Genomic DNA, 13199 nt, shown 5'->3' on the forward strand with positions numbered 1-13199 from the left:
ATATGACATTAAAGATTATAGTGTACAAAAAAATTTTAATTCTCAACAAATCATTTCCTATTCTTAATTAAAAGTATTATCTTTGCATAAGATAGGTTACACTATTATACGTAAATTAAATAAGATAAAATTTTAACTTAAAAATATAAACGTAAAATGACAATCGAACAATTCAACTTTGCAGGTAAGAAAGCAATCGTTCGCGTGGACTTCAATGTTCCATTGGATGAAAAAGGTATTGTAACAGACGACACACGTATTCGCGGTGCTCTTCCCACTCTTAAGAAGGTTCTTGCCGATGGTGGTGCTTTGATTATGATGAGCCACATGGGTAAGCCTAAAGGCAAAGTTAAACCAGAGCTTTCACTTTCACAGATCGTTAAGAATGTTTCTGCAGTTCTTGGTGTAGACGTTAAGTTTGCTAAGGATTGTGGTAATGCTGATGCAGAGGCTAAGGCTCTTAAGCCAGGCGAGGCTTTGCTTCTTGAGAACCTTCGTTACTATCCTGAAGAGGAAGGTAAGCCAGTTGGTGTTGAAAAGGGAACTCCTGAATATGACGAGGCTAAGAAAGAAATGAAGGGTCGTCAAAAAGATTTCGCAAAGAAACTTGCTTCTTATGCTGATTGCTACGTAATGGATGCATTTGGTACAGCTCACCGTAAGCATGCTTCTACAGCTGTTATCGCTGACTACTTTGATGCAGAAAATAAAATGTTGGGCTTCCTTATGGAGAAAGAGGTTAAGGCTGTTGATGCAGTTCTTAACAACATCCAGCGTCCTTTCACTGCTATCATGGGTGGTTCAAAGGTTTCAACAAAGATTGGCATTATTGAAAACTTGCTTAGCAAAGTTGACAACTTGATTCTTTGTGGTGGTATGACATATACTTTCGCTAAGGCTCTAGGTGGCAATATTGGTAAGAGTATCTGTGAGAACGACAAACTAGATATAGCACTTGATATAATCAAGAAGGCCAAAGAAAACAACGTAAAACTTGTTCTTGGTTCTGATTCTATTATAGCTGACGATTTCTCTAATGATGCAAAACAGGACGTTTGCGCTTCAAATGCAATCCCTGAAGGTTGGGAAGGTATGGACGCAGGTCCTGAGACACGCAAGGCCTTTGCAGAAGCTATAAAGGGTTCTAAGACTATTCTTTGGAACGGTCCTGCCGGCGTATTTGAATTTGATAATTTTGCAGGTGGTTCTAAGGCTATAGCAGAAGCTGTTGCTGCTGCAACAAAAGAAGGTGCATTCTCTCTTATTGGTGGTGGTGACTCTGTTGCTTGTGTAAACAAGTTCGGTCTTGCAGATCAGGTTTCTTATATCTCTACTGGCGGTGGTGCTCTCCTTGAGGCTATTGAAGGTAAAGTACTTCCTGGTGTTGCTGCTATAAAAGGTTAATAATCTTTCGCACTTATAAATATAAAAGGAGAACTTAAATAGTTCCCCTTTTTTTATTCATTATAAAAATTGAGTCAAATCTCTTTTTCAATGCTATTACACATATTTATTAACACTACTATTTTTTACATCAGTCATTGTTATAAGTGTATGTAAGAACATATTCATTATTTAATTCATAATAAACATCTAGATAACTACTCGTTTTTAAGTTTAATACTCGCTTTGTATTTTCAAATTCTTCAAAAGGTATTAACTTCATGTCAAAATATTGAAGATTTTGTTCTGAAAAGTATTTATACACAGTTTCCTTAGCGCTCCAATTTATTAATTGTGAAGCTATATCTGTGGCTATTTCATCTTCTCTTATAAATTTATCTGCTATTCGGGCTACCCTATCACTATAATATTCTATATCAACTGCCACATTTTTAAGCTTCGACAGTATTACAGAAGCATAGCCACGAGTATGACTTATACTTATATTATAGCCATCAACAATAGGCTTTCCATCCTCATTATGTGATACTAACACTTTACTATTTGTCATTTTCCACAACAAAGAGTACACAGCAAGTTTTTCAAGCCTACGCACTTCACTTTTATATGCTGATATTTCAACATCGAAAAGTTTGCTCATATCAGAAGAATCTGACAAGAATTGCAAGGCAGTCTCTTCCATCTTCCATAATCCCAATTTTACATCAGGAGCAACTTCCTTAATATAAACAACAGGCATATTGATAAGATTATTTATGTATGGTTACTTTAACCTTACTTATTCTACGTTCATCTATAGAAAGGATTTCAAATGTATAATTCTTGTAGTCAATCTTTTCATGAATACTCAAAAAATCGCCCTTTATCTCCAGCAACAACCCTGCTAAAGAGTCAGCATCGCCTTCTGCTTCTGAAAATTCGTCAGCAGAAATATCTAGAATTTTACAGAAATCTGAAAGCAATACTTTACCTTCAAATATATATGTATTGTAGTTTAATTTAGAATATGCATTCTCATCATCATCATATTCATCATTAATCTCACCTACTATTTCTTCCAAAATATCTTCCAAAGTTATCAATCCACTAGTTCCTCCAAACTCATCAACAACAATAGCAATATGTACTTTGTTTTCTTGAAACTCTCGCAACAAATCATCTATTTTCTTTGTTTCAGGAACAAAATACGGAGGACGTATAAGACTTTGCCATCTAAAATTAGACAATTTCTGCAAATGTGGCAACAAATCCTTAATATAAAGTATTCCCCTTATATTATCAGTACTATCTTGATATACAGGTATTCTGCTATAACTGTTGTCAACAATACATTTCAGCACATCATCATAAGAACTTTTAATATCTATATCAAAAATGTCCTGACGTGACGTCATTACTTCTTTAGCTGTTTCATCACCAAATCTTATAATACCTTTGAGCATACTCTGCTCATCTTTTATATCATCCTTATCAGTAAGTTCCAAAGCCTGTTCCAAATCATCAACACTTAACTGTCTGTTTTTCTTTTGAACGACTTTCTCCGCAAGAAGTCCACTAGTAATAAGCACCCATTCTAAAGGCCAGAAAAACTTTCGTAATATCAAAATACCATTAACAGACATTCGACAGAACTTCAATGAATCCTGACGACTATATATCTTCGGCATTATCTCACCGAAAAGCAACAATAAGAACGTTAATAAAACTGTTTTGGTGATAAACTCAAACCAAAAAGCTCTTGCACCAAATTTGAATAAGGAATCAAAAATCAAGTTGCAAAGCATTATAATAAGGACATTAACAAAATTGTTTGTAATTAGAATTGTCGCCAATGTACGTTCACTATCATTACGCAACATTTCGATATTTCTGTCCTTTGAACTTTTTTCAGTGTCAAGTGATGCTATATCAGTCGGAGTGAGACTGAAGAAAGCTATCTCTGAACCACTTGCAAAACCAGATAACAATAGTAATACCACTGTCAACACAGCAGTTAATAATATTCCAACCGATGGGGATTGAAAAGTGATATCAGATAACCCTTCAGTAAAAAATGTTATATCCAATTTTGTAAGTTTATATCTAATTTAAAACGGTAATACAGAACTATCTTCATTATCAGAATCATCAGAAACGTTTTGACCATCATTCTCATTCATATTCTGATTACGATTCCCATTCATAGATTCATTAGGCACATTGTTGTCAGCTTCTTGTGCATTCATCTTAGGAGACAATAATTCCATATTCTCAGCAAGAATTTCTGTAACATATCTACGCAGCCCTTTATGGTCATCATAGCTGCGATATCTTATACGCCCTTCAATATAGAGTCTGTCGCCTTTGTGAACATACTTCTCCACAATTTTTGCAAGACCACTCCATGCTAAAACAGTATGCCAATCTGTATGATCTGGTACTTTTGTCCCATTTTGAAGAACATAACCACGTTCTGTTGTTGCCAAAGAAAACTGTGCAACAGCTTGATCCGTATCGTAATACCTTACATCCGGATCCTTACCGACATACCCTATAAGCATTACCTTGTTCATATTCCAAAATGATTTAAAATATCAAATTATTTTACTTCCACATTCCAAGATACTTGAAATGAAAACTCTTACCTTTCGCTGACGGGAATTGTGATCTGCCATCGACTCTTCCACGCAGATAATCAACAATACGCGTATAACAGTCCTGACCAGAATTAGCCTTACACTGTGCTACGAAATGCGTATCGCGATATTCATGCTTACCAGTAGAAGGAATCATCACCACACGCTTAAAGTCAATAACACCTTCATACCAACCAGGTTGGGTTTCAGTAAGACGTGTCATTGCTGATGCGGCTAAATCATGCTTTTCCACAATTGGTGCGGTTGGACGTAATGCCTTTTTCTCTTTGAAATCTGCCATAGTTGCTGCTGTTGTCTTTATAATAATGAAATAGACACGCTGGCGCACTTTGTATCTTTTTGGATAAAAAACATCACTAGCGACGTAGTCACGAATATCTGCTTCCAAGTCCTGATTTAAACCTATTTCAGGAATAGAAACTAAAAAATCAAGAGCTTCTTCCACATTAGACACTAATGTTTCTTGATCAAAATATCTTAAATATAAGTTCATTGAATTGTATGTTTCCCTTTGAAAAAAAAGAGCGGAAAACGGGACTCGGACCCGCGACCCCGACCTTGGCAAGGTCGTGCTCTACCAACTGAGCTATTTCCGCAGAGAAATATAATAATAATTACGATGGTGAAGAGGAGGAGACTCGAACTCCCACGAAACAATTTTCACTACCCCCTCAAAGTAGCGCGTCTACCAATTCCGCCACCTCTCCAACTATGTAATGCATTCTGAATAAATAGTGCCCAGAACAGGACTCGAACCTGCACGTCGTAAAACACACGCACCTGAAACGTGCGCGTCTACCAATTCCGCCACCTGGGCAGGTTTAAGAAGAATCCTTCCTATTTGGCTCTATTCAGAATGTTGAGCGGAAAACGGGACTCGGACCCGCGACCCCGACCTTGGCAAGGTCGTGCTCTACCAACTGAGCTATTTCCGCATTATCCTAATCAAATAGGAGCATTTCTCTAAATGCGGTTGCAAAGGTAAGGCTTTTTTTTTAACTTGCAAACTTTTTGAGTTTTTTTTTCATCAAAATATATTATTTACATTAATCCATTCTATTTTTATAGTCTTCATAATCGTACTTACGCAAAATTTCCAATGTGCCATCAAGATGTACAATACCAATTGACGGATGAGTAATTCCATTGAATGTATTGGTTTTTACTGTAGTATAATGCAACATATCCTCAAAAATAACATTCTCTCCTATCTGCAATTCATGATCAAACTTCCAATAGCTCATAAAATCCCCACTCAAACAAGAATTTCCACCTAGTCTATATGTAAAAGGTGATGAAGCATTTTCATCGCAATGTTTAGCAAATCTCACAACAGGGAAATATGGCATTTCAAGACAATCAGGCATGTGACAAGTAAAGCTAACGTCTAAAATAGCTGTTTTAATATCATGATCTTCTACAATATCTACAACTTGTGAAACTAATTCTCCAGTCTGCCAAGCAAAAGCACTACCTGGTTCAAGAATTATTTTCAACCACGGGTAACGCTCATGAAACTCTTTCAATGTCTTAACAAGTAATACTGTGTCATAATCATCACGTGTCATAAGATGTCCGCCGCCAAAATTAATCCATTTAATTTGTGGGAACCATTTTGAAAACTTTTTTTCTATATGAACCAATGTGCGTTCAAACACATCAGCACCACTCTCACAATGGCAATGACAATGAAATCCGTCAATATCTGTAGGTAAATGTTCTGGCAGTTTTTCTGCAGAAATTCCAAAACGTGTACCTGGAGCACATGGATTGTAAAGCAATGTATCTACCTCTGAATATTCTGGATTTACACGTAGTCCAACACTGATATTTTCGTTAACAGACCGCGCGCGTTCATGATAACGCTCATATTGAGTCATTGAATTAAACTGCAAATGACTAGAACACCTTGCTATATCATCTATTTCATAATCGGTGTAAGCTGGTGAAAAAGTATGCGCTTTATTTCCAAATACTTCATAAGACAATTTGGCTTCTGATAGAGAACTTGCAGTAGTGGCACTTATATATTCCTTGAAAATAGGAAAAGTTTTCCAAAGAGCATAAGATTTGAACGCTAATATTATCTCAACGTCAGCATCTTTGGCAACATTTGATATAAGCTTAAGATTATTACGCAGTTTCTTTTCTTCCAATATATATATAGGCTCATTGATGCCTGAAAAATCAGTAATATCGATATTCATTATTGATAATAATTATTTTTATTATGCAAAGATAACTTTTTAATACGATATAATTGCTTATTTGAGAGAATTTTCATACTTTTGCACGTGAAAACTAGAAATGCAATGAAGCTGATTATAATGACAAAATCCACATTTTTTGTGGAAGAAGACAAAATTCTTGTCTCACTCTTCGACGAGGGATTGGATAACCTTCATCTTTACAAACCAGGTTCGTCTCCCCTATATGCAGAGAGGCTGATTTCATTAATTCCCGAAGAATACTATAGTAAGATAACCGTTCACGATCACTTTTATCTTAAAAATGAATATAAACTTGGTGGTATTCATCTTGACACACCAAATTTAGAGATTCCAAAGGGATATAAAGGTAGAATCAGTCAAAATTGTGACAACTTAGAAAACCTAAGAGATATTAAGAAAAAATCTGATTACGTCTTTCTGAAGAACATTTTTGATTGTATTGAATTTAGTGATGAAAAATCATCATTTACTAATGATCAACTTGTAGATGCATATAAGAAAGGACTTATTGATAAGAAGGTTTATGCGCTAGGCGGTATGAGCATTGACAATATTAAATATGCCAAGGACTTAGGATTTGGTGGTGTTGTCATTTGCGGTGATCTTTGGAACAGATTCAACATACACAACGAAACTGACTATAAAGAACTAATCTTGCATTTTGAAAAATTGAGAAAGGCTGTAGGCTAATCTTAAATCATAAAGAAAGTACATATATTCAATATAAACGCTAATAGAAATGAGTGAAAATAACTCTTTTTTGGTTTTCTCAGGTACAAAAACAAGATATCTTGCTGAAAAGATTTGTGCCAGTTTGGGATGCCCGTTAGGTAACTTAGTTGTAACGAAGTTTTCTGACGGAGAATTTGCCGTATCTTACGAACAATCAATCCGTGGACGCGACGTATTTTTAGTACAAAGTACATTTCCAAATTCCGACAATTTAATGGAATTACTCCTTATGATTGATGCTGCGAAGCGAGCTTCTGCACGCCACATCATTGCTGTTGTTCCATATTTCGGATGGGCTCGTCAGGATCGTAAGGACAAGCCAAGAGTCAGCATCGGTGCTAAACTTGTAGCAGACTTATTAAGAGTTGCTGGAATAGACCGGTTGATAACAATGGATTTACATGCAGACCAGATTCAAGGCTTCTTTGATGTTCCTGTTGATCATCTTTATGCTTCGGGAGTAATTCTTCCTTATCTTTTGGGATTGCGTCTCGAGGATTTGGTTATTGCCTCTCCTGATGTTGGTGGTTCCAAGCGCGCAAATACATATGCTAAATATCTAGGTTGTCCACTCGTTTTATGTAACAAAACTCGTGCAAGAGCTAATGTTGTTGCCAGCATGCAGATTATTGGTGATGTAAAAGACAAAAACGTTGTCATCATTGATGATATGGTTGATACTGCTGGTACGATAACAATGGCTGCCGACATTATGAGAAACGCTGGTGCAAAGACTGTTCGTGCATGTGCTTCTCACTGTGTTATGAGTGGTCCAGCTTCTGAACGTGTACAAAATTCTGCCCTTGAGGAAATTGTTTTCACTGATTCTATTCCTTATTCTAACCGTTGCGCTAAAGTTAAGCAGTTGTCTGTTGCAGAAATGTTTGCAGAAACTATACGTCGCGTTGTTGACAACAAGAGTATATCTTCACAATATATTGTATAATATTAATATAGTATAGTATTAAAAGGTCGCATAGAAAATACTATGCGACCTTTTTTATAACATTCTAACATAAGTAAGATCAGTATATACTAATCTTACTTATTTATGTTTATTAGTCAAGCCACTTTATATAGCAGAAATCTTGACGATGAGGCAAATTAGCATTCTTTGGATACATACGAACACAACTACGGAATGCACCAGCTTGATCAGGTTCAACTTGAGCCTCGAAAGTATAATTATTACCTTCATGACCTACCATTTTAAATTGATGTATGGCATATATTTGATGATCATCATTACTCTTGTCGTTTTTCAACATAACAAGCTCCAAACCAATAGCATTATTAAGTCCTTGTTCGTCAATTACATACTTTACAGAATACTTGACTCCTGTTTCACCACCATTTTCAAGTAAAGATGTATCTTTACTGACAACATTGATTGAATCCCAACGCTCAGCTACAGTTTCCTTCCATTGTGCAATTTCCTTGGCAAGACTATTATCATTCTCAGCAAGTTTTTTTGAACGAATAGCTTGTCGTCCATAGAACTTATCATAATAATCATCCAACTGGCGCTTCATAGTATAATGAGGTGCAATTGTTGCAATTGAATTTTTCACAACCTTAATCCACTCTTCACTATATCCTTTCTTATTGTGATTATAATAAAGAGGTATGATATCATTCTCAAACAAACTATAGATAGTAGCCGCATCAAGTTGATCTTGATATGCCTGATTTTCATAAGTACGCTTCTGAGGGAGAGCCCAACCAGCACCTTTACGATATCCTTCAACCCACCATCCGTCAAGGACAGAAAGATTCACAACACCATTCATCTCGGCCTTTTCGCCAGATGTACCAGATGCCTCGAGTGGACGTGTTGGAGTATTCATCCAAATATCAACACCTGAAACTAAGCGACGCGCCAACTGCATGTCATAATCCTCAAGGAAAATAATCTTACCAAGAAATTCAGGGCGTTGACTTATCTCATATATTCTCTTTATAAGTCCTTGACCGGCACCATCTGCTGGGTGGGCCTTACCAGAGAAGAAGAATAAAACAGGATGTTCTGGATCATTAACCAACTTAGAAAGGCGATCTAAATCAGTAAACAATAGATGAGCACGTTTGTAAGTTGCAAAACGACGACAGAAACCTATCATCAATGCATTTGGATTAATACGCTGCAAGAGTGAAACAACGCGTGCCGGATCACCCTGATTACGTAACCAAGATTCCGTAAACTTCTCACGTATGTAATCTACTAGCTTCTGTTTTAATGCCATACGGGTTTTCCAGATTTCATCATCTGAAACATTGTATATTCCGTGCCAAATTTCTTCATTACTTTGATCGTTCATGAAGTTTGGATCAAAATACTTATCGTATATCTTACGCCATTCCGTTGCAGTCCATGTTGGGAAATGTACACCGTTGGTAACATAACCAACATGATTTTCTTCAGGGAAATATCCATTCCACAATGGAGCAAACATTTTCTGACTAACCCAACCATGCAATTTACTTACACCATTTACTTCCTGACAGGTATTACATGCAAATGTAGACATGCAGAAACGCTCTCCATGATCATCTGGATTTTGACGTCCCATACCAATAAACTCATCCCAAGATATACCTAACTTTGCAGGATATCCTCCCATGTATTTACCAAAAAGTGATTCTTCAAAATAATCATGACCAGCAGGAACAGGAGTATGCACTGTATAGAGTGAAGATGCACGAACAAGCTCAATAGACTGATTGAAAGTTAGTCCAGAATCAACATAATCACAAAGACGTTGAAGATTACACAATGCAGCATGACCTTCATTACAATGATACACATCTTTCTTTATACCAAGTTTTTTAAGCGTCAGAATACCTCCTATACCCAATAAAATTTCTTGTTTAAGACGATTTTCCCAATCACCACCGTATAAAGAATGTGTAATAGGTTTGTCAAACTCGGAATTCATTTCATTATCAGTATCAAGAAGATAAAGACTGATACGACCTACATTAACACGCCAAACATAAGCATGAACCAAATAATTAGTATAAGGGATATCAACGATAACGGGATTTCCACTCTCATCAAGCTGTCGCTCTATTGGAAGAGAATTAAAATTCTGTGCATCATATTTGGCAATTTGTTGCCCATCGATACTTAAGCTCTGTGTAAAGTAACCATAGCGATAAAGAAAACCTACCGCACAAAGGTTCACATTACTGTCAGATGCCTCTTTCAGGTAATCACCTGCTAGCATACCAAGACCGCCTGAATAAATTTTTAATACCTGGCTCAAACCATATTCCATACTGAAGTAAGCTACAGAAGGACGCTTGCTATCTGGCTTAGTATCCATATAAGTACGGAAGTCAGCATATACTTCTTTTACTTTCTTCATAATAGCTTTATCCTTTACGATAGCTTCCTTACGCTCATAACTAAGTCGTTCAAGAAGTACAACAGGATTTAACACAGCTTCCTCAAAAATGTTCGCGTCAAGACTTTTAAACAGGTTTCTAGCCTCATAGTTCCATGCCCACCACATATTGTGTGCAATTTCATCAAGGCACTTCAACTGCTCCGGAAGTCTAGACTTCACAGTCAACTCCTTCCATTGAGGAGTGTTAACGTAATCTGCTTTAATTTTCATAAATCTCAAATTTATATTTTATCTCAAAAAAATCTTTCAAACTCTATTTGATGCTTTTTGCAATGCAAAGTCATATGCATCATAATAATACTTGATAAACTTACTCCACAAAGCTTTTTTAGAAAGGCTTTGAGCATTATTGCGTATTTTTATTATATCTGCATTTGGCAATAATGCAAATCTATATATAGTATCTGCTATATCATTAACAACCTGATCATAATTATAATCAGTACGGTGCACGACTTCTACACCATCCTCGAGCTTGCTCATATCCCCTTTTACGGTATTTGCCCAAAGTCCAAAACCTGCTAAATCAGTGGTTATACATGGCACTTTAAATGCAATTGCTTCAAGAGGAGTATATCCCCATGGCTCATAATATGAAGGGTATACACACATATCATTACCTAAAACAACATCATAATAATGCATATCCACAATGCCATCGTCCCCAGTAAGATAGCATGGAATAAAAATAAGTTTAACATTGTCATGTATTGAATTTTTCATACCAAGATGCTGCATCATCCCCAGCACATTATCATTATCCATATTGTGCAACCAATGCGTAACGTTAGGAACATCCAAAGGGGTATCAAAACTCATTCCACTATTTAATCGTTCACGGAGATCTTCTCTAGGAGCAGATATCCAACCAGGCACTTCAATAAAAGCGAGAATCTTTCTTTTAAGATTGTCTATCTTGCCCAATCTATTAATGGCATCTATAAAAACATCAATACCTTTATTACGGAATTCATATCTTCCACTTGTAGATACAATTATCGTGTCATCATCATATTCAGATCCTGTAAGTGCATTTGCTATACTCAAAAGACGCTTACGAGCATTTTTACGTTTTCTGATATATTCAGCACCTGAAGGAACAAAATCATCATCAAAGCCATTAGGTAAAACTACATCTACAGCCTTATCTAATAATTCTCTTGACTCTACTGCTGTTATATCGCTTACAGTTGTAAAACAATCTACATACAAAGCTGTTTGTTTTTCTATAGAATGCTTACTCTGCATATTCAATTCACCTGCCATTTGATCACCATTATAAGCCCAAAGATATTCATACAAAGGCTTATTATTGCCAGCTATACTTCTTCCTATACTTGTGGCATGAGTAGTGAATATAGTTGCTATCTGTGGCAATACATGGTTTATATAAAGCAGTCCTAGTCCTGCCATCCATTCATTTCCCTGATATACAACTTTTGAAGACTTATCTATATTATCGTTATAAAAACTTTCAACAACCTTTCCGGCAGCATAAGAGAACATGGATGCTTCATCATAATCCCCATAAGCATGAAGACTATCCACATGATAATAATCCCACAAATTGCTGTAGATTTCGTTTTTAACTTTAAAATATGGAGAAAAATCCACCAATATGACAATTGGATTGCCTGGAACATTCCACCTTCCAACCCTTACTTTCATTCCAGATTTACAAGCCTTAATACGCCAATCTGAAAATAAAGTTGTATCCTCTGTAAAATAAGGACAAACATTATCTAAAGACCAACAGTCTGGACCTATGAATATCACGTGGTCCATAAATTCGTCTTGTAAAGTTTTTGCCCTCGTAGAAAGCACAGTATAAATGCCTCCAACTTTGTTGCAGACTTCCCAACTAGACTCAAATATATAATCAGGAATATTGATATTTTTCCCCATACATAAACAAATAAAAGTCGTACAAAGATAATATAAAATTCGAAAAAAGCAAACTTTAAGAACTATATTTTAATAAATTACGCTCTTTTCTTGATATAAACTATTATCTTTGCCAATAACTAAATTTCGATATATGAAGAAGATTATAATTTCTGTATTAGTAGCATTTTTCACTGTTTCAGCAAATGCTCAGGGAAGCTCTATTTTCAAGGGTTATATATATAATGGAGAGTACCAAGTGTACATCAACATGGATCTCTATAAAAATAACATCACCGTTCCTAATCAAGAAATATATGGTGAACTACCAGGTTATTTCGGAGCAAACAGAGATACAAGAAAATGGCTATTCACAAGTGCAGAAATTACAGATTCTACGACCGCAAAACTAGAGATAACAAATGATTACGGTAGTGAAGACCTTGAAGCTACACTTAAAAGGTTACCAAATGGAACTTATGAACTAGAACAGAGAGAAGGTAGTACTATGAAAATTGCAGTAAACAGGAAGTGGGTAAAAATTCCAAAGAAGATTATCTTTACAAAAAGATAATTCCAAAAATAATAAGCAGTTCAATCAGAGATATCTTATAAATTAGATTTATCGAAGTTATCAGATTAATATTATCAACAATAAATACCCGTATTACCGTATTTAGGATAAGTCCTAAATACCTGACAGCTCGGATTATATAAACACAAAAAAAAGCCTCAAAAGATATCTCTATCCTCGAGGCTTCAGTAAAAGAAGGCGGCTTCCTACTCTCCCGCATTGCATTGCAGTACCATCGGCGCAAGTGGGCTTAACTTCTCTGTTCGGAATGGGAAGAGGTGGGACACCACAGCAATAACCACCTGATATGGGTTATGACGTATTTTTC

General features: G+C 36.0%; 11 protein-coding genes, 4 tRNA genes and 1 rRNA gene. 4 read left to right on the forward strand and 12 right to left on the reverse strand.

Annotated features, from left to right (window positions below; translation table 11 throughout):
• Positions 1-156 precede the first annotated feature (156 nt).
• A complete protein-coding gene (locus HEQ28_RS05665) occupies positions 157-1404 on the forward strand; it encodes a phosphoglycerate kinase (RefSeq protein WP_434504185.1) in 1248 nt (415 codons plus the stop codon).
• 130 nt (positions 1405-1534) lie between these two features.
• Here HEQ28_RS05665 and HEQ28_RS05670 read toward each other — a convergent pair whose 3' ends face one another.
• The 9 genes from HEQ28_RS05670 to nspC all read right to left on the reverse strand — a co-directional run bounded on the left by HEQ28_RS05670 (position 1535) and on the right by nspC (position 6247).
• Positions 1535-2143 carry a 4'-phosphopantetheinyl transferase superfamily protein gene (locus HEQ28_RS05670; RefSeq protein WP_434504186.1) on the reverse strand — a complete coding sequence of 203 codons (609 nt, stop codon included), beginning with the start codon at positions 2141-2143 and terminating at the stop codon, positions 1535-1537.
• Positions 2144-2153: 10 nt separating this feature from the next.
• Positions 2154-3470 (reverse strand): gliding motility-associated protein GldE, encoded by a 1317-nt coding sequence (gene gldE / locus HEQ28_RS05675; protein WP_434504187.1) that lies wholly within the window; start codon positions 3468-3470, stop codon positions 2154-2156.
• Between the two features lie 21 nt (positions 3471-3491).
• Positions 3492-3956: a single-stranded DNA-binding protein gene (locus HEQ28_RS05680; RefSeq protein ID WP_434504188.1), complete on the reverse strand. Its 465-nt coding sequence runs from the start codon at positions 3954-3956 to the stop codon at positions 3492-3494.
• 31 nt (positions 3957-3987) lie between these two features.
• Entirely contained in the window at positions 3988-4533 is a 546-nt protein-coding gene (locus tag HEQ28_RS05685; protein WP_434504189.1) for a hypothetical protein, read from the reverse strand.
• Positions 4534-4563: 30 nt separating this feature from the next.
• Positions 4564-4636: transfer RNA gene (locus tag HEQ28_RS05690), tRNA-Gly, on the reverse strand.
• Positions 4637-4660: 24 nt separating this feature from the next.
• Positions 4661-4747, reverse strand: a tRNA-Leu gene (locus HEQ28_RS05695).
• 28 nt (positions 4748-4775) lie between these two features.
• Positions 4776-4857: transfer RNA gene (locus tag HEQ28_RS05700), tRNA-Leu, on the reverse strand.
• A 45-nt stretch (positions 4858-4902) separates the two neighbouring features.
• Positions 4903-4975, reverse strand: a tRNA-Gly gene (locus HEQ28_RS05705).
• Between the two features lie 111 nt (positions 4976-5086).
• Positions 5087-6247 (reverse strand): carboxynorspermidine decarboxylase, encoded by a 1161-nt coding sequence (gene nspC, locus HEQ28_RS05710; RefSeq protein ID WP_434504190.1) that lies wholly within the window; start codon positions 6245-6247, stop codon positions 5087-5089.
• A 105-nt stretch (positions 6248-6352) separates the two neighbouring features.
• On the opposite strand from nspC, the gene HEQ28_RS05715 reads away from it, so the two are divergent.
• The gene (locus HEQ28_RS05715; protein WP_434504191.1) at positions 6353-6961 is read left to right on the forward strand and encodes a thiamine phosphate synthase; all 609 of its coding nucleotides are present in this window, start codon (positions 6353-6355) and stop codon (positions 6959-6961) included.
• A 49-nt stretch (positions 6962-7010) separates the two neighbouring features.
• Positions 7011-7949, forward strand: a complete 939-nt coding sequence (locus HEQ28_RS05720) for a ribose-phosphate pyrophosphokinase (protein ID WP_434504192.1) — start codon at positions 7011-7013, stop codon at positions 7947-7949.
• Between the two features lie 112 nt (positions 7950-8061).
• Here the strand turns inward: HEQ28_RS05720 and glgP are convergent, their stop codons facing one another.
• Entirely contained in the window at positions 8062-10623 is a 2562-nt protein-coding gene (glgP, locus tag HEQ28_RS05725) for an alpha-glucan family phosphorylase (RefSeq protein ID WP_434504193.1), read from the reverse strand.
• A 36-nt stretch (positions 10624-10659) separates the two neighbouring features.
• Entirely contained in the window at positions 10660-12318 is a 1659-nt protein-coding gene (locus HEQ28_RS05730; RefSeq protein WP_434504194.1) for a glycosyltransferase, read from the reverse strand.
• A 133-nt stretch (positions 12319-12451) separates the two neighbouring features.
• Between HEQ28_RS05730 and HEQ28_RS05735 the strand changes: the two genes are divergently transcribed.
• On the forward strand, positions 12452-12871 hold the full coding sequence (locus HEQ28_RS05735; protein WP_434504195.1) for a hypothetical protein: 420 nt from the start codon (positions 12452-12454) through the stop codon (positions 12869-12871).
• 193 nt (positions 12872-13064) lie between these two features.
• Here the strand turns inward: HEQ28_RS05735 and rrf are convergent.
• Positions 13065-13177, reverse strand: a 5S ribosomal RNA gene (gene rrf, locus HEQ28_RS05740).
• Positions 13178-13199 lie beyond the last annotated feature (22 nt).

It is taken from the genome of Prevotella sp. (assembly GCF_051059605.1).
Taxonomy (GTDB): domain Bacteria; phylum Bacteroidota; class Bacteroidia; order Bacteroidales; family Bacteroidaceae; genus Prevotella.